Annotated in this window: 20 protein-coding genes and 1 riboswitch; of the genes, 6 read left to right on the forward strand and 14 right to left on the reverse strand. The window is 73.1% G+C overall.

What is annotated here, in order from left to right; translation table 11 throughout:
• Window positions 1-23: 23 nt before the first annotated feature.
• Window positions 24-1,280: a D-alanyl-D-alanine carboxypeptidase family protein gene (locus AC068A_RS16095; RefSeq protein WP_478585296.1), complete on the forward strand. Its 1,257-nt coding sequence runs from the start codon at window positions 24-26 to the stop codon at window positions 1,278-1,280.
• A gap of 15 nt (window positions 1,281-1,295) precedes the next feature.
• Here the strand turns inward: AC068A_RS16095 and AC068A_RS16100 are convergent, their stop codons facing one another.
• The 4 genes from AC068A_RS16100 to AC068A_RS16115 all read right to left on the reverse strand — a co-directional run bounded on the left by AC068A_RS16100 (window position 1,296) and on the right by AC068A_RS16115 (window position 5,650).
• Complete coding sequence (locus AC068A_RS16100; RefSeq protein ID WP_478585298.1) at window positions 1,296-2,180, reverse strand: YihY/virulence factor BrkB family protein; 885 nt, start codon at window positions 2,178-2,180, stop codon at window positions 1,296-1,298.
• 169 nt (window positions 2,181-2,349) lie between these two features.
• Window positions 2,350-2,952: a 2'-5' RNA ligase family protein gene (locus AC068A_RS16105; protein ID WP_478585300.1), complete on the reverse strand. Its 603-nt coding sequence runs from the start codon at window positions 2,950-2,952 to the stop codon at window positions 2,350-2,352.
• A 118-nt stretch (window positions 2,953-3,070) separates the two neighbouring features.
• Window positions 3,071-4,084 (reverse strand): tryptophan--tRNA ligase, encoded by a 1,014-nt coding sequence (gene trpS / locus AC068A_RS16110; RefSeq protein ID WP_478585302.1) that lies wholly within the window; start codon window positions 4,082-4,084, stop codon window positions 3,071-3,073.
• A 297-nt stretch (window positions 4,085-4,381) separates the two neighbouring features.
• Window positions 4,382-5,650: a serine hydroxymethyltransferase gene (locus AC068A_RS16115; RefSeq protein ID WP_478585304.1), complete on the reverse strand. Its 1,269-nt coding sequence runs from the start codon at window positions 5,648-5,650 to the stop codon at window positions 4,382-4,384.
• A 35-nt stretch (window positions 5,651-5,685) separates the two neighbouring features.
• Window positions 5,686-5,776, reverse strand: a riboswitch (ZMP/ZTP riboswitch).
• Between the two features lie 134 nt (window positions 5,777-5,910).
• Here AC068A_RS16115 and rocD point away from each other — a divergent pair.
• On the forward strand, window positions 5,911-7,119 hold the full coding sequence (rocD, locus tag AC068A_RS16120; protein ID WP_478585306.1) for an ornithine--oxo-acid transaminase: 1,209 nt from the start codon (window positions 5,911-5,913) through the stop codon (window positions 7,117-7,119).
• Between the two features lie 77 nt (window positions 7,120-7,196).
• On the opposite strand, the gene AC068A_RS16125 is transcribed toward rocD, so the two are convergent.
• The 3 genes from AC068A_RS16125 to pdxR all read right to left on the reverse strand — a co-directional run bounded on the left by AC068A_RS16125 (window position 7,197) and on the right by pdxR (window position 10,238).
• Entirely contained in the window at window positions 7,197-8,387 is a 1,191-nt protein-coding gene (locus AC068A_RS16125; RefSeq protein ID WP_478585308.1) for a glutathionylspermidine synthase family protein, read from the reverse strand.
• Window positions 8,388-8,392: 5 nt separating this feature from the next.
• Window positions 8,393-8,692, reverse strand: a complete 300-nt coding sequence (locus AC068A_RS16130) for a hypothetical protein (RefSeq protein ID WP_478585310.1) — start codon at window positions 8,690-8,692, stop codon at window positions 8,393-8,395.
• Between the two features lie 142 nt (window positions 8,693-8,834).
• The gene (gene pdxR, locus AC068A_RS16135) at window positions 8,835-10,238 is read right to left on the reverse strand and encodes a MocR-like pyridoxine biosynthesis transcription factor PdxR (RefSeq protein WP_478585312.1); all 1,404 of its coding nucleotides are present in this window, start codon (window positions 10,236-10,238) and stop codon (window positions 8,835-8,837) included.
• A gap of 46 nt (window positions 10,239-10,284) precedes the next feature.
• Between pdxR and AC068A_RS16140 the strand changes: the two genes are divergently transcribed.
• On the forward strand, window positions 10,285-10,797 hold the full coding sequence (locus AC068A_RS16140; RefSeq protein ID WP_478585314.1) for a carboxymuconolactone decarboxylase family protein: 513 nt from the start codon (window positions 10,285-10,287) through the stop codon (window positions 10,795-10,797).
• Window positions 10,798-10,882: 85 nt separating this feature from the next.
• Here AC068A_RS16140 and AC068A_RS16145 read toward each other — a convergent pair whose 3' ends face one another.
• From AC068A_RS16145 to AC068A_RS16155, 3 genes are all read right to left on the reverse strand, one after another.
• Window positions 10,883-11,872, reverse strand: a complete 990-nt coding sequence (locus AC068A_RS16145; protein WP_478585316.1) for a malate dehydrogenase — start codon at window positions 11,870-11,872, stop codon at window positions 10,883-10,885.
• 291 nt (window positions 11,873-12,163) lie between these two features.
• Complete coding sequence (locus AC068A_RS16150) at window positions 12,164-12,646, reverse strand: DUF3017 domain-containing protein (protein WP_478585318.1); 483 nt, start codon at window positions 12,644-12,646, stop codon at window positions 12,164-12,166.
• Window positions 12,636-13,499 carry a bifunctional methylenetetrahydrofolate dehydrogenase/methenyltetrahydrofolate cyclohydrolase gene (locus AC068A_RS16155; protein WP_478585320.1) on the reverse strand — a complete coding sequence of 288 codons (864 nt, stop codon included), beginning with the start codon at window positions 13,497-13,499 and terminating at the stop codon, window positions 12,636-12,638. The genes AC068A_RS16150 and AC068A_RS16155 overlap by 11 nt, the downstream gene beginning before the upstream one ends.
• 255 nt (window positions 13,500-13,754) lie before the next feature.
• Here AC068A_RS16155 and AC068A_RS16160 point away from each other — a divergent pair, with 255 nt between their 5' ends.
• Window positions 13,755-14,378: a hypothetical protein gene (locus AC068A_RS16160; RefSeq protein WP_478585322.1), complete on the forward strand. Its 624-nt coding sequence runs from the start codon at window positions 13,755-13,757 to the stop codon at window positions 14,376-14,378.
• Window positions 14,379-14,470: 92 nt separating this feature from the next.
• On the opposite strand, the gene purH is transcribed toward AC068A_RS16160, so the two are convergent.
• Together purH and purN are read right to left on the reverse strand one after the other, a co-directional pair.
• Entirely contained in the window at window positions 14,471-16,051 is a 1,581-nt protein-coding gene (gene purH, locus AC068A_RS16165; RefSeq protein ID WP_478585324.1) for a bifunctional phosphoribosylaminoimidazolecarboxamide formyltransferase/IMP cyclohydrolase, read from the reverse strand.
• Window positions 16,048-16,671: a phosphoribosylglycinamide formyltransferase gene (gene purN, locus AC068A_RS16170; RefSeq protein WP_478585326.1), complete on the reverse strand. Its 624-nt coding sequence runs from the start codon at window positions 16,669-16,671 to the stop codon at window positions 16,048-16,050. The genes purH and purN overlap by 4 nt, the downstream gene beginning before the upstream one ends.
• Before the next feature lie 313 nt (window positions 16,672-16,984).
• Between purN and AC068A_RS16175 the strand changes: the two genes are divergently transcribed.
• On the forward strand, window positions 16,985-17,650 hold the full coding sequence (locus AC068A_RS16175) for a hypothetical protein (RefSeq protein WP_478585328.1): 666 nt from the start codon (window positions 16,985-16,987) through the stop codon (window positions 17,648-17,650).
• Between the two features lie 134 nt (window positions 17,651-17,784).
• Here the strand turns inward: AC068A_RS16175 and AC068A_RS16180 are convergent, their stop codons facing one another.
• A complete protein-coding gene (locus AC068A_RS16180; RefSeq protein ID WP_478585330.1) occupies window positions 17,785-19,599 on the reverse strand; it encodes a cell division protein PerM in 1,815 nt (604 codons plus the stop codon).
• Window positions 19,600-19,707: 108 nt separating this feature from the next.
• On the opposite strand from AC068A_RS16180, the gene AC068A_RS16185 reads away from it, so the two are divergent.
• Window positions 19,708-20,760, forward strand: coding sequence for a SigE family RNA polymerase sigma factor (locus AC068A_RS16185; RefSeq protein ID WP_478585332.1), 1,053 nt, complete (start codon window positions 19,708-19,710; stop codon window positions 20,758-20,760).
• 82 nt (window positions 20,761-20,842) lie between these two features.
• On the opposite strand, the gene sucD is transcribed toward AC068A_RS16185, so the two are convergent.
• Window positions 20,843-21,733: a succinate--CoA ligase subunit alpha gene (gene sucD / locus AC068A_RS16190; RefSeq protein ID WP_478585334.1), complete on the reverse strand. Its 891-nt coding sequence runs from the start codon at window positions 21,731-21,733 to the stop codon at window positions 20,843-20,845.

Below are 21,733 nucleotides of genomic sequence, written 5' to 3' on the forward strand. Positions count from 1 at the left end.
GATATGCATGTACGTTCACCTGCGTGTCCGCAAAGAAGACCGCGCTTGCGGTCCTTTCCGCCGCGCTGCTGGCCCCCGCCCTCCTCACGGTGCCCGCGCACGCATCGCCCGCTCCCCCGGCCGGCGGAAAGCGGCAGCCGCAACAGCCCCCGGGCGCGCCCGCGCCGCCCGCGTCGATGTCGACCGTCGGCGGGGCCCTGCTCGGCAAGCCGGGCGTGCAGGTCAATCCGCTGGCCGGGGCGCCCGCGCTGCCGGGGAACCTCACCGGGCGGTCGTGGATCGTGGCCGACGCCGAGACGGGGGAGGTGCTGGCGGCGAACAACGCGCACTGGCGGCTGCCCCCGGCCTCGACGATGAAGATGCTCTTCGCCGACACGTTGCTGCCCAGGCTGCCCAAGGACCAGCTCCACAAGGTCACCGAGCGGGAGCTGTCCGGTGTCGGATCGGGCTCCAGCCTGGTGGGGGTCAAGGAGGAACTGGAGTACTCCGTGCACGACCTGTGGCTCGGGGTGTTCCTGCGGTCGGGCAACGACGCCGTGCACGTGCTCTCCGCCATGAACGGCGGCATCGAGAAGACCGTGCGGGACATGCAGGCGCACGCCGAGGAGCTCCAGGCCCTCGACACCCACGTCGTCTCCCCCGACGGGTACGACGCCCCCGGCCAGGTGTCGAGCGCGTACGACCTCACCCTGATCGCCCGCTCCGGCCTCCAGAAGCGGGACTTCCGCGAGTACTGCGGCACGGCCAGCGCCAAGTTCCCCGGCAGCCGGGAGGGCGGCAAGCCGCGCGAATTCTTCGAGATCCAGAACACCAACCGGCTGATGACCGGCGCCGGGGGCCTCACCCCGTACAAGGGCATCGCCGGCGTGAAGAACGGCAGCACCACCATGGCCGGGTCCACCTTCACCGGCCTGGCCCAGCGCGGCGACAAGAAGCTGCTGGTCACGGTGATGAACACGGCGGGCGGGGCCAACTCCGTCTACGAGGAGACCGCCGCACTGCTCGACTGGGGCTTCGGGGCGGCCGGGAAGGTCAAGCCGGTCGGTGTGCTGGTGCCGCCCAAGAGCGCCGACACCTCCCCGCACGGCTCCCCCGCCCAGTCGCACGAGCGGGCGCCTGCGGGGGCCGGCGACAACTCCGGCGGCGGGCTGGGCACCGCGCTCGGGGTCGCGGCCGGGGCGCTGGCCGTCGCCGCGGCCGGGGCGTACGCCGTCAACCGCCGCTGGCCGCTGGGGGCGCGCAGCCGCCGGGAGGAGCGGGCCGAAACCGATGCGACCTGAGCCGGGCCGACCGGGTCAGTTTCCGGCCTCGGCTTCGTCCTCGCCCTCGGGGCGGGGGCGGGTCGCCGTCCATGCCGCGCAGAACAGCAGCAGCTTCGCCGAGAAGTTGATCCAGAGCAGCAGGGCGATCGGCACGCCGAAAGCCCCGTACATGCTCTTCGTGGCGACCTCCCGCATATAGCCGCTGAGCAGCAGTTTCAGCAGTTCGAAGCCGACCGCGCCGAGGAGTGCCGCCTGGATCAGGCTGCGGCGCGGCGGCTCCACCCCGGGCAGCAGGGTCAGCAGGTACAGCAGCACCAGGACGGCGGCCACGACGCCGACCAGGAAGGCCGCGGCGCGCAGCACCACACCGCCCGCGCCCTGCTGGGGGATGCCCAGCAGGGCGCCGAACCGGCCGACCGCGCTGGCGCCGACGATCGAGGCGACGGCCGAGGCCAGGCCGACGGCGCCGAGGCCGAGCAGGACGAGGGTGTCCTTGCCCTTGCGGACGAAGACGTTCTCCTCGTCCTCGTCGTCCTTGTCCCACACGGCGCGCAGGCACTCCCGCATGCTGCCGATCCACCCGATGCCGGTGAGGAGCAGCACGGCGCCGGCGACGAGCCCGACGGTGGCGGCGTTGTCGACGAGGCCGGCGATGTCCAGCTGGTCGGAGATGCCGGGGACCTGTTCGGCGAGGGTCTTCTGGAGCCGGTCCAGCTGCTCCTGGCTGAGCAGGGCGGCACCGACGGCGGCGGCCACGGTGAGCAGCGGGAAGAGCGCGACGAAGCTGATGAAGGTGATCGCGGCGGCGAGCCGGGTCCAGTGGGTGCGGTCCAGGCGTTCGTACGAGCGCCAGGCGTGGGTCCGCATCATGCGGGTGGCCGCCGGCCCGACCACCGGGAGGTTCTTCAGCCAGTCCATGGGCTCACCGTAAAGGAGCCCGTGGAAATAGCCGGGATTGCGGCTTTCGGGGACTACGGTCGTCGATTGTGACTTTCCGCCACGGTCTTCGCCCGTTCCACCAGCTGGTCCTGCGCTCGATCGGATTCCGGGCCCGCCGGGTCCTGCGGCCGCTGCGGCAGCAGCCGCGTCAGGGCTGCTGCACCGAGGAGTCCGCGGCCTCGGAGGCCGGTGCGCCGGGCTGCGCCGGGACGGTGCCCGAGGCGACGCCGCTGCCGAAGGGGTACTCGCGCAGTTTGCGCCACACCTCGTCCGAGCCCTGCTCGTAGAGCGCGAAGCCGGTGCACATCCACCCGGCCGCGTAGTCGGCGAGCTCGGCGAAGGCCAGGTCCATCGCCTCCTCGGAGATCCCGTGGGCGACGGTGACGTGCGGGTGGTACGGGAACGCGAGCTCCCGGTCGAGCGGCCCGGCGGGGTCGCGGACCAGGCCCTGGAGCCGGGTGCAGCCCGCGCCGCCCTCGGCGACCTTCACGAAGACGACCGGGGAGAGCGGGCGGAACGTGCCGGTGCCCTCCAGTCGCATCGCGAAGGGCCCGAAGGCGGCCGCGACCTCGGCGAGGTGGGCCTTGATGTCCGGCAGCCGGTCCGTGTCCACCTCGGTGGGCGGGACGAGGGTGACGTGCGTGGGGATGCCGTGCGCGGCGGCGTCCCCGAAGCCGGCGCGCAGCTGCTGGAGCTGGGTGCCGTGCGGCTCCGGGACCGCGATCGAAACGCCGAGCGTTACGGTCCCCACGTATCTCTCCTTGGTCGTCTGTGTGCCGGATGTGTGCGTGCCGTGCCGACCCAGTGTGCGGCCGACGGCCCCCGGAATGCCAGGGGCCTTCTTCCGCCAGAGCTCCGGCGGGGCCGGATCAGTGCTTCGCGGGCAGGAATCCGAGGCGGTCGTACGCCTGTGCCAGGGTCTCGGCGGCGACCGCGCGGGCCTTCTCCGCACCCTTGGCCAGGATGGCGTCCAACGTCTCGGGGTCTTCCAGGAATTCCTGGGTGCGCTGCTTGAACGGTGTGACGAAGTCGACCATCACGGCGGCGAGGTCGGTCTTCAGCGCACCGTAGCCCTTGCCCTCGTACCTGGCCTCCAGGGCCGGGACGGTCTCCCCCGTGAGGGTGGAGTAGATCGTGAGCAGGTTGCTGACACCGGGCTTCTTCTCGGTGTCGAAGCGGATCTCGGTCTCGGTGTCGGTGACCGCGCTCTTGATCTTCTTCTCGGTGGCCTTGGGCTCGTCGAGGAGGTTGATCAGGCCCTTGGGGGAGGACGCGGACTTCGACATCTTGATCGTCGGGTCCTGGAGGTCGTAGATCTTCGCGACCTCCTTGACGATGTGCGCCGCGGGGAGGGTGAACGTCTGCCCGAAGCGCTGGTTGAAGCGCTCGGCCAGGTCGCGGGTCAGCTCGATGTGCTGGCGCTGGTCCTCGCCGACGGGGACGGCGTTCGCCTGGTACAGCAGGATGTCGGCGACCTGGAGGATCGGGTACGTGAACAGGCCGACGCTGGCGGCGTTGGCACCGCCCTTGGCGGACTTGTCCTTGAACTGGGTCATCCGGCCGGCCTCGCCGAAGCCGGTGATGCAGTTCATGACCCAGGCGAGCTGCGCGTGCTCGGGGACGTGGCTCTGGATGAAGAGGGTGCAGCGCTCGGGGTCGAGGCCGGCGGCGAGCAGCTGCGCGGCGGAGAGCCGGGTGTTCGCGCGGAGGTCCTTCGGGTCCTGCGGCATGGTGATCGCGTGCAGGTCGACGACCATGTAGAACGCGTCGTGCGTCTCCTGGAGGGCGACGTACTGGCGGATCGCTCCGAGGTAGTTCCCGAGGTGGAACGAACCGGAGGTGGGCTGGATGCCGGAGAGCGCGCGAGGACGATCAGAAGCCATGGCTTCATTCTCTCAGGTGTGCGGGCCGGCTCGGGCCGTTTACCGGCCGGAAGCCGCCCGTCCCCGCGGGGGGTGCGACACGGGTCACAGCCCCGCGGCCCTGCCCGGACCGGCCCCCGTCCGCGTACCGGACAGTAGCGGGGCGGCCGGATCCCACCCCGGCCGAGCGACCGCTTTCGGCCGCAGGCCAGGGCACGCCCGCCCCGGCCCCGCCGGCGCTTCCCTGCGGGCCGGCTTCCCGGGGGCTCCGCCCCCGGACCCCCGCGCCTCAAACGCCGGCGGGGCTGGATGTGCGGGTCAGGACAGCGGGAGGCCGGGGGCCGGGTGGGCGGCCATGAGGTCGGCGACCTCGGCCCGGATCGCGGCCAGGGCCTGCTCGTCGCCGCCCGCGGCGGCGGCCACGGCCCGCGCGATCCAGTCCGCGACCTGCGGCATGTGCTCGGCGGTCAGACCGCGCGAGGTCAGCGACGGCGTGCCGATGCGGATCCCCGACGGGTCGAAGGGCTTGCGCGGGTCGAAGGGGACCGTGTTGTAGTTCACGACGATGCCCGCCCGGTCCAGGGCCTTCGCCGCGGTCTTGCCCGGGACGTCCTTGCGGGTCAGGTCGATCAGGATCAGGTGGTTGTCGGTACCGCCCGACACCAGGTCGAAGCCGCGCTCCAGCAGGGCCTCGGCCAGCGCCTTCGCGTTGGCCACCACCGCGTGCGCGTACGCCGTGAACGAGGGCTGCGCCGCCTCGTGCAGGGCGACCGCGATGCCGGCCGTCGTCTGGTTGTGCGGGCCGCCCTGGAGGCCGGGGAAGACCGCCTTGTCGATGGCCTTGGCGTGCTCCTCCCGGCACATCAGCATCGCGCCGCGCGGGCCGCGCAGGGTCTTGTGCGTGGTCGTGGAGATGACGTCGACGTGGCCGGCCGGGGAGGGGTGGGCCCCGCCCGCGATCAGGCCCGCGATGTGGGCGATGTCGGCGACCAGGACCGAGCCCGCCTCCTTGGCGATGGAGGCGAAGGCCTCGAAGTCGATCGTGCGGGGCAGCGCGGTGCCGCCACAGAAGATGATCTTCGGGCGCTCGGCCAGCGCGAGGTCGCGCACGGCGTCGTAGTCGATCAGCCCGGTGTCCGCGGAGACCCCGTACTGCACGCCGCGGAACCAGGTGCCCGTCGCCGAGACCCCCCAGCCGTGCGTCAGGTGGCCGCCCATCGGCAGGGCCATGCCCATCACCGTGTCGCCGGGCTGCGCGAAGGCCAGGTACACGGCCAGGTTCGCGGGCGAGCCGGAGTACGGCTGGACGTTGGCGTGGTCGACGCCGAACAGGCCCTTCGCCCGCTCGACGGCCAGGGCCTCGATCCGGTCGATGTTCTGCTGGCCCTCGTAGTAGCGGCGGCCCGGGTAGCCCTCGCTGTACTTGTTCTGGAGGACGGTGCCGGAGGCTTCGAGCACGGCGGCCGACACGTAGTTCTCGCTGGGGATCAGACGGAGCGTCTGCGCCTGGAGCTGTTCCTCGGCGGCGACGAAGGACGCCAGTTCGGGGTCGGTCGAGGTCAGGGCGGGATGGCGGGGCGCGGTCACGGCGGCTCCTCCGGGGTCGATGTCGGTTCTCGTCCCCGCGAGGCCCAGGCGAGCGGCCCTGTGTGCGGTCGTGCGCGCACGACTCCCCCGGAGTTCGTTCTCCGTGCGCCAGTCGCCGTGCGTACCGCCAACCTTAGCGGGCGCGCCACCGGAAAGGTTTCCGCGTCCGGTATACGAGCGACCTATAGCCGTATACAAGGTGACGGTGACACCACCCTGTCACCCCACCCGGCCCGCCGACGACGACGATCGGAGACCCCGTGTCGACCACTGCTGATGCCATCGCCACCGCCGAGGCGCACAGCGCGCACAACTACCACCCGCTGCCCGTCGTCGTGGCGACCGCGGAGGGCGCGTGGATGACCGATGTCGAGGGCCGCCGCTACCTCGACATGCTCGCGGGCTACTCGGCGCTCAACTTCGGCCACTGCAACCGCCGTCTGATCGACGCGGCGCGGGCGCAGCTGGAGCGGGTCACGCTGACCTCGCGGGCCTTCCACCACGACCGGTTCGCCGATTTCTGCACCGCCGTCACCGAGCTGTGCGGCAAGGACATGGTGCTGCCGATGAACACCGGGGCCGAGGCCGTGGAGACGGCGGTGAAGACCGCCCGCAAGTGGGGGTACGAGGTCAAGGGCGTACCGGACGGCCACGCCAAGATCGTGGTCGCGTCCGACAACTTCCACGGCCGTACGACGACCATCGTGAGCTTCTCCACCGACCACGAGGCCCGCGACCACTTCGGGCCGTACACCCCGGGGTTCGAGATCGTCCCGTACGGGGACCTCACCGCCCTCGCCCACGCCGTCACCTCGAACACGGTGGCCGTGCTGCTGGAGCCGATCCAGGGCGAGGCCGGGGTGCTGGTGCCGCCGCCCGGCTACCTCCAGGGCGTACGGGAGCTCACGCGCGAGCGGAACGTCCTGTTCATGGCCGACGAAATCCAGTCGGGGCTGGGCCGCACGGGCCGGACCTTCGCCTGCGAGCACGAGGACGTCGTGCCGGACGTCTACATCCTCGGCAAGGCGCTGGGCGGCGGCGTGGTGCCGGTCTCGGCCGTCGTCGCCGACCGGGACGTGCTCGGCGTCTTCAAGCCCGGCGAGCACGGCTCCACCTTCGGCGGGAACCCGCTGGCCTGCGCGGTCGCCCTGGAGGTCGTCGCGATGCTCCGGACGGGCGAGTACCAGCAGCGCGCCGCCGAACTCGGCGACCACCTGCACCGGGAGCTGAACCTGCTGGTCGGCGGGGGCGCGGTGACCGCCGTACGCGGCCGCGGGCTGTGGGCCGGCGTGGACATCGAGCCCGGCCACGGAACGGGCCGGGAGGTCTCGCAGCGCCTGATGGAGCGGGGCGTCCTGGTCAAGGACACCCACGGCGCCACGATCCGCATCGCCCCGCCCCTGGTGATCGGCAAGGAGGACCTGGACTGGGGGCTGGACCAGCTCCGCGCGGTCCTCGCCACCACCTGACACACCGCCGGCCGACACACCGTCGGCCGAGCCGACAGACCGCCCCGGCGGGCCGGTGACGGCCCGCCGGCCACCGGCTAAAGGATGACGTGCGGGAGGAAGCGGGCGTATTCGTCCGTGACGGGGCCCGCGGACTCGCGGATGCCGAGGCCCGCGGCCTCCTCCTCGACGACCCAGGCGCCGAGCACGACCCGGTTGCCGTCGAAGTCGGGCAGTGGGGCCAGCGCCTGGTAGACGTACCGCTCGCCCTCGGCCGGGGTGAACGGCTCGCCGCCGGGGGCGTGCAGGCTGACGCCGGCGCCCTCGCGGCCCAGCAGCGGCTTCGCGGCGAAGCCGGTGGTGTCGGCCAGTTCGCGGGGGCCGTCGAGGTAGGCGGGCAGCAGGTTGGGGTGCTCGGGGAAGAGCTCCCACAGGATCGCCAGCAGCGCCTTGTTGGACAGCAGCATCTTCCACAGCGGCTCGATCCAGCAGGTGGTGCCGGAGCCGCCGCCCTGGTCGTAGGTGTCCAGGACGTACGGGCCGAACTCGTCGGTGGCCAGCCACTCCCAGGGGTAGAGCTTGAAGATGCCGCGGATGAACCGCAGGTGCTGGTCGACGAACCGGCCCGAGAGGGTGTCCCAGCCGATCTGCTCGACGGACAGCGCCTCGGTGTCCAGGCCCGCCTGCTCGGCGGTCTCCTGGAGGTAGGCCACCGTCATCAGGTCCTCGCCGAGCTCGTCGGCCTCGGAGTGCGCGAAGTGCACCGGGCCGGGCGGCAGCAGCTCGGCCTGCCGGCGCCAGGCGTCGACGAGCCGTTCGTGCAGGGAGTTCCACTGGTCGGCGCCGGGGAAGCGCTCCTCCATCCAGAACCACTGCGGACTGGCCGCCTCCACCAGGGAGGTGGGGGTGTCGGCGTTGTACTCCAGCATCTTGGCGGGGCTGCCGGAGCCGTCGTAGCGCAGGTCGAAGCGGCCGTACAGGGAGGGCTGTTCGGCGCGGCGCCGCCAGGACTCTGCGATGAGCACGGCGAGCTTCGGGTCGGTGATGCCGAGGTCGGCGAAGCGGTCGTGTTCGACGATGTGCGCGGCCGCGGCCAGGCACATGGCGTGCAGTTCCTCGACGACGTTCTCCAGTGCCTCGACCTCGGGCAGCGAGAAGGAGTAGTACGCGCTCTCGTCCCAGTACGGGCGCAGGGAGTCGTCGGGGTAGCGGGTGAGGGGGTAGATGAGCCCCTGCTCCTCGACGGTCTTCTGCCAGTCCGGCCGCGGCTCGATGGTGTGGCGCTCCACGGGGCTCAGCCTCCGCTGGAGCCGGAGGTGGAGCCGCCGATGCCGTTCCTCTTGACGGCCGACTTGTCGAAGCTTCCGCCGTGGACCCTGTTGTTGGTGACGGTGCCGCCGTAGTAGTACGACCCGCGGCCGCCGCTCCTGCACTCCTTGGTGTTGAGCTTCTCCAGGGTCACGCGGTCGGCGCAGCGCTTGTCCGGCTCGCTGCTGCTGCCACAGGCGACGAGGGCTGCGGCGAGCAGGCCCATGCCGCCGAGGGCGACGCCGCCGGAGCGCATGCGTCGGGTGGTGCTACTGCTGCTGTCCATGGCCGACAGACTAGAACGGGGCATCGAAGGGATGGAATCCGGCCGCCGAAACCGTCACCGAGACTCCATGATCTAGAGTCGATTCGTCCCGATCCGTGCGGTTTGGGCGCTCGGGGCGGCGGCCGCGGCGGCGCGGGGCCCGTCAGGACAGGGTCGCCACCAGGGCCGCCAGGGACGCGGACCAGGCGCTCGTCGACGGGGTGCCGTAGCCGACGACCAGGGCCTCCCGCGGCGGCACCGCCGACTCCGGGTGGGCGTAGCGGGACAGGGTCTCCAGGGCCACGTCGTGCCAGGCCGCCGCCCGCAGCACCGCCTCCTGCGTCCCCGCCGGGAGGTCCAGCACCGCGTGCAGGCCCGCCGCGATGCCCGAGACGGCGACCCGCCCCGACACCGCCGCCAGCAGCTCGTCCCGGCGGCGCCGGTAGCGCAGCCGCATGCCGCGCACATGGCGGTCGTACGCCCCCGAGCGGATGAACTCCGCCAGGGTCAGCTGGTCCAGGGCGCTCGACGCCCAGTCGAACCGCCCCTTCGCCGCGAGCACCTCCTCCAACAGCCCCGGCGGCACCACCATCCAGCCCATCCGCAGCCCCGGCGCGAGGGACTTGCTCACCGTGCCGAGGTACACCACCCGGTCGGGGTCGAGCCCCTGAAGGGCGCCGACCTGCTGGCGGTCGTAGCGGAACTCCCCGTCGTAGTCGTCCTCCAGGATCAGGCCGCCCGTGGTCCGGGCCCAATCGACCGCCGCCGCCCGCCGGGACGCGGTCAGCGCCACCCCGGTCGGGAACTGGTGCGCCGGCGTGAGCAGCACCGCCCCCGCCTCGCCCGAGGACAGCTCCGGGGTGCACGCCCCCGCCCCGTCCACCGTCAGCGGGGCCGTCCGCAGCCCCGCCCGGGTCAGCAGCTCGCGGTGGACGTCCAGGCTGTACCCCTCCACCGCCACCTCCCGTACCCGGCGCGCCCGCAGCACCCGCGCCAGCAGCGACAGCCCGTGCGCGAAGCCGGAGCACAGCACGATCCGGTCCGGGTCCGCGTACACCCCGCGCGCCCGCGCCAGGTAGCCGGCCAGCGCCTCGCGCAGCTCGAACCGGCCGCGCGGATCCAGCCCGTAGCCGAAGGCCTCGTTCGGGGCGTCCGTCAGCGCCCGCCGGGCCGCCGACAGCCAGGCCGCGCGCGGGAATCCGCCCAGGTCCGGGGTGCCGGCCAGCAGGCTGTACGCGGGCCCCCGCCGCGCCGGGGGCCGGACGCGGGCGGCGGCCGCGGCCGCGGACCGGCGGGGCCGCGCGCGTTCCGCGACCCGGGTGCCCGAGCCCTGGCGGGCCGTCAGCCAGCCCTCGGCGACGAGCTCGGCGTACGCCTCCGCGACCGTGTTGCGGGCGATGCCGAGGTCGGCGGCGAGCGACCGCGAGGACGGCAGCCGGGTCCCGGGCGCGAGCCGGCCGCTGCGTGCGGCCTCGCGCAACGCCTCGGTGAGACCGGCCCGCAGGCCGCGTCCGGCGGAGAGGTCCAGATGCAGGTCGGCACCGAAAGTGGCCCACGATTCCGTCATGAACATGGACCATATCGGCGGGCCGCCTGCTCCGTAGGGTGAGGTCATGACCACTCACGAACACACCGAAGAAGCCGGTACCTCCCACACCCACGAGCACACCCCGCGCATGAACCTGGCCCAGCAGGTGCCGGACATCTACAAGGCCGTCCTCAACCTGGAGATGGCCACGCGCAAGGGCATGGACCCGGTTCTGCTGGAGCTGGTCAAGATCCGCGCCTCGCAGCTCAACCACTGCGCGTTCTGCCTCGACATGCACACCAAGGACGCGCTCGCGGGGGGCGAGAGCGTGCAGCGGATCATCCAGCTCAGCGCCTGGGAGGAGTCGCGGCACTTCTACACCGAGAAGGAGATCGCCGCGATCGAGCTGACCGAGGCAGTGACCGTCCTGACCGACGGTTTCGTGCCCGACGAGGTGTACGAGAAGGCCGCGAAGCACTTCGGGGAGAAGGAGCTCGCCCAGCTGATCGCCGTGATCGCGACCATCAACGTGTGGAACCGCTTCGCCGTCACCACCCGTATGGTCCCCGGCCACTACACCCCGGGCAAGCACAGCTGAGCCGACCCGGAACGGGGAGACGGGGAAACGGAGGAACGGGAAGGCCCCGGCGCGCCGTGCGCCGGGGCCTTCGCCGCGATCAGGTTCAGATCAGGCCGAGCTCGCGGACCGCGTCGCGCTCCTCGGAGAGCTCCTGCACGGACGCGTCGATGCGCGCACGGGAGAACTCGTTGATGTCCAGGCCCTGGACGATCTCGTACGTGCCGTCCTTGCAGACGACCGGGAAGGAGGAGATGAGGCCCTCCGGGACGCCGTAGGAGCCGTCCGACGGGATGCCCATGGAGGTCCAGTCGCCCTCGGCGGTGCCGTTGACCCAGGTGTGGATGTGGTCGATGGCGGCGTTGGCGGCGGATGCGGCGGAGGACGCGCCACGGGCCTCGATGATCGCGGCGCCGCGCTTGGCGACGGTCGGGATGAAGGTGTCGGCCAGCCACGCCTGGTCGCCCACGACCTCGGCGGCGTTCTTGCCGGCGATCTCCGCGTGGAAGATGTCGGGGTACTGGGTGGCGGAGTGGTTGCCCCAGATCGTCAGGCGCTTGATGTCGGAGACGGCGGCACCGGTCTTGGAGGCCAGCTGCGAGATCGCGCGGTTGTGGTCCAGGCGGGTCATCGCGGTGAAGCGCTCCGCCGGTACGTCCGGGGCGGCCGACTGGGCGATCAGGGCGTTGGTGTTGGCCGGGTTGCCGACGACGAGGACCTTGATGTCGTCCGCGGCGTGGTCGTTGATGGCCTTGCCCTGCGGCTTGAAGATGCCGCCGTTGGCGGAGAGCAGGTCACCGCGCTCCATGCCCGCGGTACGGGGGCGGGCGCCGACGAGCAGGGCGACGTTCGCACCCTCGAAGCCCTTGTTCGGGTCGTCGAAGATGTCGATGCCCTTCAGCAGCGGGAAGGCGCAGTCGTCGAGCTCCATGGCCGTGCCCTCGGCGGCCTTCATGCCCTGGGGGATCTCCAGCAGGCGGAGCTTGACCGGCACGTCCGCGCCGAGCAGGTGACCGGAGGCGATGCGGAAGAGCAGCGCGTAGCCGATCTGGCCGGCGGCGCCGGTGACGGTGACATTCACAGGAGTGCGGGTCATGGCCTTCTCCGTTAGACAGCTGGCGGTGGGGCGTCCCTGCCCCATGTGCTGGCGGACGCCGCTTCCCTGCAAATCTTGACGTGAAGAGACATCCGGCGTCAGGCTATCCGACTCCCCGGTGCCCCAACCCCCCGGTCGGTGTGGTCCGTGGCACACGGACCGGGAGTTCGAAGGCGAGCGGGCGTACACGCCCCCGCAATTCGCCCGCCCGGCTCATCCGGACGGGTGGATCCGGCGGTTCCGGTGGGGACGGCGGAGGCGGCGGGTACGGCGGCACCGGCCCCGGCGGCCTCAGCGGACGGTGAAGCGGACCGCGTCCTCCAGGAACGGGATCTCCAGCCACGGCTTGGGCTCCACCACCAGCGCGAGCAGCGTGATCGCCAGGCCCAGCAGCCCGTACGTGATCATGTCCGTGAACCGGGAGCGCACGGCGAGCATGCCCACGTCCGGCAGGACGCGCCGCAGCACCGAGGCGCCGATCAGGGCCACGCCGATCACCAGGCAGCCGACCCGCGCCTGGCCGAGCGCGGTGAGCAGCAGCCCGATCGCGGTCGCGGCGAGCACGCTGAGCATCGGCCACTGACGGGCCGCGAGCGCGTCCCCCGGCCCGGCCCGGCCCGCGCCCTCGGGGCGGGCCGTGTCCTGGGTGACGGCGGGGAAGCGGCGCGACTTCGGGGCCTGCGCCGCCGCCCCGTCGGCGCCGGTGCCGGGCTTGGCGGCCCCGGTGCCGGGCTCGGCGCCGGTGTCGGGCTCGGCGTCGTGCTCAGCCCGCACTGGTCGCCGTCCGCTCGGCCGCCTCGACGACGTTGGCGAGGAGCTGGGCCCGGGTCATCGGGCCGACGCCGCCCGGGTTCGGGGAGATCCAGGCGGCGACCTCGGCGACACCGGGGTGCACGTCGCCGACGATCTTGCCGCTCTCGTCGCGGCTGACGCCCACGTCGAGGACGGCCGCGCCGGGCTTGATGTCCTCCGGCTTGACCAGGTGCGGGACGCCGGCCGCGGCCACGACGATGTCGGCGTGGCGCAGGATCCCGGACAGGTCGCGCGTACCGGTGTGGCACAGGGTCACGGTGGCGTTCTCGGACTTGCGGGTGAGCAGCAGGCCGATGGAGCGGCCGACGGTGATGCCGCGGCCGACGACCACGACGTGGGCGCCGTTGATCTCCACTCCGTGGTGGCGCAGCAGCTCGACGATGCCGTACGGGGTGCAGGGCAGCGGCCCCGGCTCGTTGAGGACCAGCCGGCCGAGGGACATCGGATGCAGGCCGTCGGCGTCCTTCGCCGGGTCCATCAGCTCCAGCACCCGGTTGGTGTCGATGCCCTTGGGCAGCGGGAGTTGGACGATGTAGCCGGTGCAGGCCGGGTCCTCGTTCAGCTCGCGGACGACCGCCTCGATCTCCTCCTGGGTGGCCGTGGCGGGCAGTTCGCGCCGGATGGACTCGATGCCGACCTCGGCGCAGTCCTTGTGCTTTCCGTTGACGTACCAGCGGCTGCCCGGGTCGTCGCCGACCAGCAGGGTGCCGAGTCCGGGGGTGACGCCCCGGGCCTTGAGGGCCGCCACACGGGCGGTCAGTTCGGACTTGATCGCGGCCGCGGTGGCCTTGCCGTCGAGAATCTGGGCGGTCATGTGTCCATCCTCCCGGATGGGGCGGCCCCGGTTCCACTCAAGGGGGTCTGCCGTACGGTCACAGGCTTGAACCAATCGTTGCACTTGCACAACAAGTGACGGTGCGGTCGCAATAGCCGCTGGACAAGTCCGGTCCGGTCGGCCGACGATGGGCAAAATGAGTGCCGCGGGCAGTGCCGGGGGGCGGGCCGCAACAGCAGTACCACCTCCGTGCGTGCCGTGCGTCCCCGCACTTCCACGGAGGAACACCCCAAGATGAGTTTCGGTGACCCGAACAACCCGTACGGGCAGCAGCCGCAGGGCCAGCCCGGTTACGGCTACCCGCAGCAGGCCCCGCAGGGCGGCTACGCCTACCCGCAGGCCCAGCAGGCCTACCCCGCGGCCCCCGGAGGCTACCCAGGCGCACAGATGCCGATGCCGGGCGGCGTGAAGGCCGCCCGCGTCATCCTGTTCATCGTCGGCGGCCTCCAGGTCCTGGGCGGGGTCGTGTTCCTCCTCGGCGGGGCGATGTTCGCCTCGGTCCTCTCCGGCTCCTCCAGCTCCACGGCGAGCGATGCGGGAGCGGTCGCGGGGGCGGCGGTGGTCATCGGCGGCATCGTCATCCTGGCCCTGGCGCTGTGGCCCATCCTGACCGCCGCCAAGCTGGGCAAGGGCCGCGGCGGCGTCCGGGTGTCCGGCATCGTCTACGGCTCTCTGATGACCCTCTTCTCCGGGCTCAGCCTCCTCGTGAACCTGGTCGCGCTCAGCAGTGACGAGGCGGCGGGCGCGGTCGTGTTCTCGCTGCTCATGGCTCTGATCCAGTTCGGGCTCGCCCTGTGGGTCCTCGTCGGCCTGGCCAACTCGGCCGCCGGCGCGTACTTCCGCCGTCCGCAGTACTAGCAGCACCGCCGCCACGCGTACGGCGAAGGCCGCCACCCGCGCTGCTGCGGATGGCGGCCTTCGCCGTACTCGGAGCGGTGTGCCCGGGTTGCTCAGTGGAAGAAGTGGCGGGTGCCGGTGAAGTACATGGTCACGCCCGCCGCCTCGGCGGCCTCGACGACCTGCTCGTCACGGACCGAACCGCCCGGCTGGACCACGGCCTTGACGCCCGCCGCGGTCAGGATCTCCAGCCCGTCCGGGAACGGGAAGAAGGCGTCGGACGCGGCGTACGAGCCCTGCGCGCGCTCGGCGCCGGCCCGCTCGACGGCCAGCTTGGCGGAGTCCACGCGGTTGACCTGGCCCATGCCGACGCCCACCGAGGCGCCGTCCTTGGCGAGCAGGATCGCGTTGGACTTCACGGCCCGGCAGGCCTTCCACGCGAAGGCGAGCTCGGCGAGCTCCTCCGGGGCGAGCGCCTCGCCGGTGGCGAGCGTCCAGTTCTTCGGGTCGTCGCCCTCGGCCTGGAACACGTCGCTCTGCTGGAGCACCGCGCCGCCCGAGATCGGCTTGAGGTCGCCGGGCTGGTGCGGGCTGCCGTCGACGCGCAGCACGCGGATGTTCTTCTTCTTGGCCAGGATCGCGACCGCGCCCTCCTCGTAGGCGGGGGCGGCGATGACCTCGGTGAAGATCTCCGCGACCTGCTCGGCGAGCTGGACCGTCACCGGACGGTTGACGGCGATGACGCCGCCGAAGGCCGACAGCGGGTCGCAGGCGTGGGCCTTGCGGTGCGCCTCGGCGACGTCCGCGCCGATCGCGATGCCGCACGGGTTGGCGTGCTTGATGATCGCGACGCAGGGCTCGTCGTGGTCGTAGGCGGCCCGGCGGGCGGCCTCGGTGTCCACGTAGTTGTTGAAGGACATCTCCTTGCCGTGCAGCTGCTCGGCGTTGGCGAGCCCGCCCGGCTGTCCGTCGGTGTAGAGGGCCGCGGCCTGGTGCGGGTTCTCGCCGTAGCGCAGGACGGCCTTGCGGTCCCAGGCGCCGGCCAGGAACTCGGGCAGCACGGCCTCCGGCTCCGGGGCGTACGCGCCCGTGAACCAGGAGGCGACGGCGACGTCGTACGCGGCGGTGTGCTGGAAGGCCTCGGCCGCCAGCCGCTTGCGGGCGTCGAGGTCGAAGCCGCCGCCCTGGGCCGCGGCGAGGACGTCGGCGTACCGCTCGGGGCTGGTGACGACGGCGACGGACGGGTGGTTCTTCGCGGCGGCGCGCACCATGGACGGGCCGCCGATGTCGATCTGCTCGACGCACTCGTCGGGGGTGGCGCCCGAGGCGACGGTCTCCCGGAACGGGTAGAGGTTGACGACCACCAGGTCGAAGGGCTCGACGCCGAGCTCGGCCAGCTGACGCCGGTGGTCCTCGAGGCGCAGGTCGGCGAGGATCCCGGCGTGGACGCGCGGGTGCAGGGTCTTGACGCGGCCGTCCAGGCACTCGGGGAACCCGGTGAGCTCCTCGACCTTGGTGACGGGCACGCCGGCGTCGGCGATGCGGGAGGCGGTGGAGCCGGTGGAGACGAGGGAGACACCCGCCTCGTGCAGGCCGCGGGCCAGCTCCTCCAGTCCCGTCTTGTCGTAGACGCTGACGAGGGCGCGCCGGATCGGTCGCTTCGACGAGGTGGTGCTGCTCTCTGCGGCGGTCACTGGATTGTTACCTTTCGTCCCTCAATGCGGTAGCCGTGCCGGGCCAGGCGCCCCACGACATCGACGAGCAGCTGGCGCTCGACTTCCTTGATGCGCTCATGGAGAGCGGCTTCGTCGTCCTCGTCCCCGACCTCGACCACACCCTGGGCGATGATCGGACCGGTGTCCACGCCTGCGTCCACGAAGTGGACCGTGCAGCCGGTGACCTTCACCCCGTACGCGAGGGCGTCCCGGACGCCGTGGGCGCCGGGGAAGGACGGGAGGAGGGCGGGATGGGTGTTGACGATGCGACCGCCGAAGCGGTCGAGGAACGCCTCGCCCAGGATCTTCATGAAGCCGGCGGAGACGACGAGGTCCGGCGCGTACGCCTCGGTCGCCCCGGTCAGCGCGACGTCCCACTCCGCGCGGCTCGCGTGGGCCTTGACCGGGCACACGAAGGTGGGGATCCCGGCCTTCTCGGCCCGTTCGAGGCCGGCGATGTTCTCGCGGTCGGCCCCCACGGCGACGACTTCGGCTCCGAAGCCCTCGGCTCCGCCGGGATGGGCGTCGATGGCGTCGAGCAGGGCCTGGAGGTTGGTGCCGGAACCGGAGACCAGCACGACCAGGCGGGAGGCGGCCATGGGAGGCCCTTTCTCACGAAGACCGTCGTTCCTTTTGTATGGTCATACGAAACTTCGATGCCCTGTTTTACGGGGGACCCTACGAAGCCACCGACCGCCTGCAACGATACCGGCACACGGGACGGCCCCCGCGGGACGGGGGGACGGCCGAGGGGTAGCGTCTGGCATACAAGCCGCGGACGGCGCGGTGCCAGGGGGGCCGCGCAACCCTCCGACGCACCTCGCACGCCATCCGCGACGCATTCCGACGCCGCCGCCCCGGCCCCGGCCGGACGCGGCCGGCGTCCACGACACAGGGGAAGTAACGCACTCGATGCCGGACCGCCGTCAGCCCGACTCCTCCACCGACGACAACCCCTTCGCGGCTCCCCCGGAGGGCCGGCCCGACCAGCCGTGGCAGCCGCGCGGCGGCAGCGGCGGCCCGGGCCAGGACCCGGGGTCCGGGCCGGGCGGGCCGGGCGGCGGGCCGGCCGGGCCGGTGCGCTGGGACCCGACGGACCCGGTCCAGCGGCGCGCCCGCTACGCGCTGCTCGCCGGCATGTGGGGCTTCTTCTTCGGGATCTTCGGGATCCCTTCGGTCGGACTGCTACTCGGCGCGCTCGCGGTGTACTGGGGGATCAGCGGCCTGCGCGGCCGTCCCGCGCCGGCGCGGCCGGACGCGGCCGCCGGGGCGGCCTTCACGGGCGCCGCGGGCGGCGGCTCGGCCCCGGCCCCGGAGCCGGCCCCGGAGCAGGCGGCGGCCCGTAGCGGGCTGGCCGCCCTGGGGCCCGCGGCCGGCCCCCAGCGGGCGGCGGCGGTCAGCGGGCTGATCACGGCCACGCTGGCGATCCTGCTGGCGCTGGGCTCGTACGGAGTGCAGCTCGCGTACAAGGACTTCTACATCTGCCGCGACGACGCCCTGACGAAGAGGGCGGAGCTGCAGTGCAACACGCTGCTGCCGGACAACGCCCTCGGCAAGATCCTGAAGGTCCGCCACTAGCCACCCGGACCGGGCCCCGTGCGGATGCCGGGGCCCGTGCGGATGCCGGGGCCGGTGGCCGGCCCGGGGGCTCCGGCATCGGCCGCGGCGGCCGGACGGATGCGCGGCGGCCTAGGGGCCTGGCGGGCACGCCGTCAGGCCGGGGGTCGGCGGCGGTTCAGCACCCGGGCGCCCGCCACGGGCGGCACCGGTTGCTCCTGCGACGCCGTGATGGCGGTGGCGACCTGCCCTGCCGAGGGCGGGAACTGAGTCAGACCCAGGTGAAGTCCCGTCACGAGGGTGATCGGACGGGCCCGTTTGGCCGTGCCGGATGCCGGATCGGGTGCAGGTGGCGGCACGGGGTCGGACGGCCCCCGGCCGATGTCGCGGGCCGCCGCGGCGACCGCCGTCGGGGCCGCCCCGGCGCCGGCCGGGCCGGGCGGCGCGCCCGGTTCCGCCGGGGCCGGAGGCCGGGTGCCCTCGGCGGCCGGGGGGTGGCCGGGGTCCTGCGCGAGGTCCGGGTCCTGCGCGAGGTCCGGGTCCTGCGGGAGGTCCGGGTCCTGCGGGAGGTCCGGGATCAGGTTGCCCGCGGCCTGCCGCAGGGCCTCCCAGCGGATCTCCCGCACCCCGGTCGCGTGCCACGCGTCGTCCTCGGCCGGCTCCGCCCGCCGGACCGGCCGCATCCGCCAGGCGTGTACGGACACCGCCAGCGGCACCGCGGCCAGCAGCATCCAGACGGAGGCGGCCGCGCCGGCCGCCCACCACACCGGCCCGAAGTGCGCGAGTTCGCCCGAGCCCAGCGGGCCGCCCGAGGCCGCCGCCAGCCCGGCCATCGCCAGCCCGCACACCAGCGCCCCCAGCGCCGCCGTCAGGGCGGTCTCCCCGCACGAGACCTCACGCGGCCGGCGTACCGCGTACCAGCCGACCACCAGCCCGGCCGCCACCGGAACCGCCGCGGTCGCGCAGGTCAGCAGGGTCCCGGGCCCCTCCGGCGGCAGTGCCGCCAGCAGCGGGAAATCCGGCAGCGCGGGGGAGCCCGCGAAGCCGAGCGGGGTGGCGCTCACGCCGCCGCCCAGGGAGAACCCGGGCCCGAGGGCGTAGGCCGCGCCCCACACCATCGCGTTCGGGAGCAGCGCGAGCGCGAGGAGCAGGACCGCGAACCGGCCCGACCACACGTCGGTCAGCGCCAGGAACCCGTCTTCGACCTCCGGGCCGTGCCAGGCGAGCGAGAGCCCGACCAGCAGTGCACCCCCGCCGACCAGGACGAGCGCCCCTGCCGCCCCGGCCCGCAGCGCGAGCGCGTAGCGGGGGCGCGCAACCGCCCTGCGCACCGCGGCGGGAACCCGGGGCGGCAGCGGTCCCACCGGACGGCCCCTGGCCGCCCAGACCCCGGTGCCCGCGGCGAGCACCGCGACGAGCGGGACGTGCCAGGCGGCGCTGAGCGGGTCGGCGGGCATCGGGCCGCCGGCCGCGTAGGCGGTGGCCAGGGAGCCGACGGCCAGGTATCCGCAGAGCACGGCGGAGAAGACGGCGCTCGTGGGCAGTCCCCCGTCCGGCTCACCGCCGTCGGCGCCCTCGCCGCCGTCGGTGTCGGCGCGCGTGTCGCCGGAGGCGCTGCCGAGGCGGCCGGCGCGGCGCATGAGCAGCGCCGGCAGCACGATGAGGAGCAGCGGGACCACCCCGACGGGGGCCGGCACCCCCGACAGGGTGTCGTAGCGGACCAGTTCGGTGCCGTGGGCGAGGAGCCACAGGCCGGCGGCCAGGTGCAGGGCCCCGCCGGGTCCGCTGTCGGGGTACGGGGAGCTGATCCACAGCACGATGACGAGCACGGCGAGGAAGCCGAGCCCCAGCCCGGCGGCCAGGGCACCGCCCAGCACGCAGGCGGCGGCCTCGGGCGAACGGCGGCGCCGGGCCGCGGCGTGGCGTGGGCCGGGCTGCAACGGGGCCCCGCGTTCGGTCACTTGGGTCACCCCGCCATGGTGCACAACGACACGCGATATGAGCGGTTAATAGGCGATTGTCCGCTGTGTCGCTAAAGATACGTTTATGTACTTTATTGGCGTCGCCGGGAGTGTGGCATGACAGAGAGCGTCGAGGAGCCGGAGAACGCCCGCCTCCTGCCCCCGTCTCCGCCTCCGGCGGACCCCCCGTCAGGCCGGGGCCCGTCGCCCCGCATTGCCGAGCCGGACGCGCCCGACGAGCCGGCCGAACCGGCCGAACCCTGCGAGGAGCTTCCCGTGGGGCCCCGCGGGGCGTTCGACGCGCTCTACCGGGATGCCGCGCCCGGGCTCGCCCGGCAGGCCTATCTGCTGACCGGGCGCCGCGTCCTCGCCCTGGAGGCCGTGGAGCAGGCGTTCCAGCAGGCCTGGGCGCGGTGGCCCGAGGTCGCCACCGATCCCGACCCGGCCGGGTGGGTGCGCGCGGCCGCGTACGAGTACGCCCTCTCCCCCTGGCACCGGTTCCGCCGCGGCGTCCAGGAGCCCCCCGGTCCGGGCCCGGCCGCGGCCGACCCGCCCGACCCGCCCGATCCAGCCGATCCGCCCGATCCGCACGATCCGCCCGACCCGGCCGACCCGGCCGACCCGGCCGACCGGATCCTGATGCAGGCCCTGCTGGACCTGCCCCCGGTCCACCGCCGTACCGTCCTGCTCTACCACGGCGTCGGCCTCGACCTCCCCGACACCGCCGCCGAGACCGAGGCCAGCACCCCCGCCGCCGGCGTCCGCCTCCTGGGCGCACACGACGAGCTCACCGCCCGCGTCCCCGAACTGGCCGGCGCACCGCCCGAGGAGCGGCTCGCCCTGCTGGAGGAGCGGCTCGGCGCCCTTCAACCGCCCGTGCCGCTGGTGCCCCGACCCGCAGCCGCCGTCCGCGGCGCCGCCGAGCACCGCACCCGGCGCTGGACCCGGGCCGTCGTCGGCGTGACCGCGATGATCGCCGTCGCCACCTCCTACACGCTGGCGACCGCGCCCACCCGGTACGAGCCCCCTGTCGCGCCCGGTGTCAAAGTGTCCGGGGTGCCCCCGCTCAGCGGGCCCCAGCAGCTCACCGAGGAGCGCAGGCAGCTGCACGACAAACTGCGCGCCGACCCGGCCGCCGGGCCCGCCCGGCTCGCCCCCCGCACCGAGTGAGGCGGCGAAAAGGGCGTGGCCCGCACCCCCTTCGGGGATGCGGGCCACGCCCGTACGCAGGTCACCCGGACAGCGGCAGCGGTTACTTCGCGCCGTTCAGGATCTCGCGGGCCAGCTTCGCGGTCTCGGTCGGCGTCTTGCCGACCTTGACGCCGGCGGCCTCGAGGGCCTCCTTCTTGGCCTGCGCGGTGCCGGAGGAGCCGGAGACGATGGCGCCGGCGTGGCCCATGGTCTTGCCCTCGGGGGCGGTGAAGCCCGCGACGTAGCCGACGACCGGCTTGGTGACGTTCTTCGCGATGAAGTCCGCCGCACGCTCCTCGGCGTCGCCGCCGATCTCGCCGATCATGACGATCAGCTCGGTCTCCGGGTCGGCCTCGAAGGCCTCCAGGGCGTCAATGTGGGTGGTGCCGATGACCGGGTCGCCACCGATGCCGACGGCGGAGGTGAAGCCGATGTCGCGCAGCTCGTACATCATCTGGTAGGTCAGCGTGCCGGACTTGGACACGAGACCGATCTTGCCGGGCTTGGTGATGTCGCCCGGGATGATGCCGGCGTTGGACTGGCCGGGGGTGATCAGACCCGGGCAGTTCGGGCCGATGATGCGGGTCTTGTTGCCCTTGGCGGTCGCGTACGCCCAGAAGGCGGCGGAGTCGTGGACCGCAATGCCCTCGGTGATGACGACGGCCAGCGGGATCTCGGCGTCGATGGCCTCGACGACGGCGGCCTTGGCGAAGGCCGGCGGGACGAAGAGGACGGAGACGTTGGCGCCCGTCTTCTCCATCGCCTCGGCGACCGAGCCGAAGACCGGGACCTCGGTGCCGTCGAAGTCGACGGACGTGCCGGCCTTGCGCGGGTTCACGCCACCGACGATGTTCGTGCCGTCGGCCAGCATCAGCTTGGTGTGCTTCATGCCCGTGGCACCGGTCATGCCCTGGACGATGACCTTGCTGTCCTTGTTGAGGAAGATAGCCAT

It is taken from the genome of Streptomyces sp. NPDC043854 (genome assembly GCF_056436005.1).

What these genes read in the sequence shown, in the direction of transcription:
- AC068A_RS16100 (WP_478585298.1), bottom strand. Translation starts at nt 2,180, where the DNA reads ATGGACTGGCTGAAGAACCTCCCGGTGGTCGGGCCGGCGGCCACCCGC.
- purN (WP_478585326.1), bottom strand. Translation starts at nt 16,671, where the DNA reads ATGGCCGCCTCCCGCCTGGTCGTGCTGGTCTCCGGTTCCGGCACCAAC.
- AC068A_RS16160 (WP_478585322.1), top strand. Translation starts at nt 13,755, where the DNA reads ATGAGTTTCGGTGACCCGAACAACCCGTACGGGCAGCAGCCGCAGGGC.
- AC068A_RS16145 (WP_478585316.1), bottom strand. Translation starts at nt 11,872, where the DNA reads ATGACCCGCACTCCTGTGAATGTCACCGTCACCGGCGCCGCCGGCCAG.
- trpS (WP_478585302.1), bottom strand. Translation starts at nt 4,084, where the DNA reads ATGGCTTCTGATCGTCCTCGCGCGCTCTCCGGCATCCAGCCCACCTCC.
- AC068A_RS16185 (WP_478585332.1), top strand. Translation starts at nt 19,708, where the DNA reads ATGACAGAGAGCGTCGAGGAGCCGGAGAACGCCCGCCTCCTGCCCCCG.
- sucD (WP_478585334.1), bottom strand. Translation starts at nt 21,733, where the DNA reads ATGGCTATCTTCCTCAACAAGGACAGCAAGGTCATCGTCCAGGGCATG.
- pdxR (WP_478585312.1), bottom strand. Translation starts at nt 10,238, where the DNA reads ATGACGGAATCGTGGGCCACTTTCGGTGCCGACCTGCATCTGGACCTC.
- AC068A_RS16140 (WP_478585314.1), top strand. Translation starts at nt 10,285, where the DNA reads ATGACCACTCACGAACACACCGAAGAAGCCGGTACCTCCCACACCCAC.
- AC068A_RS16175 (WP_478585328.1), top strand. Translation starts at nt 16,985, where the DNA reads ATGCCGGACCGCCGTCAGCCCGACTCCTCCACCGACGACAACCCCTTC.
- AC068A_RS16130 (WP_478585310.1), bottom strand. Translation starts at nt 8,692, where the DNA reads ATGGACAGCAGCAGTAGCACCACCCGACGCATGCGCTCCGGCGGCGTC.
- AC068A_RS16155 (WP_478585320.1), bottom strand. Translation starts at nt 13,499, where the DNA reads ATGACCGCCCAGATTCTCGACGGCAAGGCCACCGCGGCCGCGATCAAG.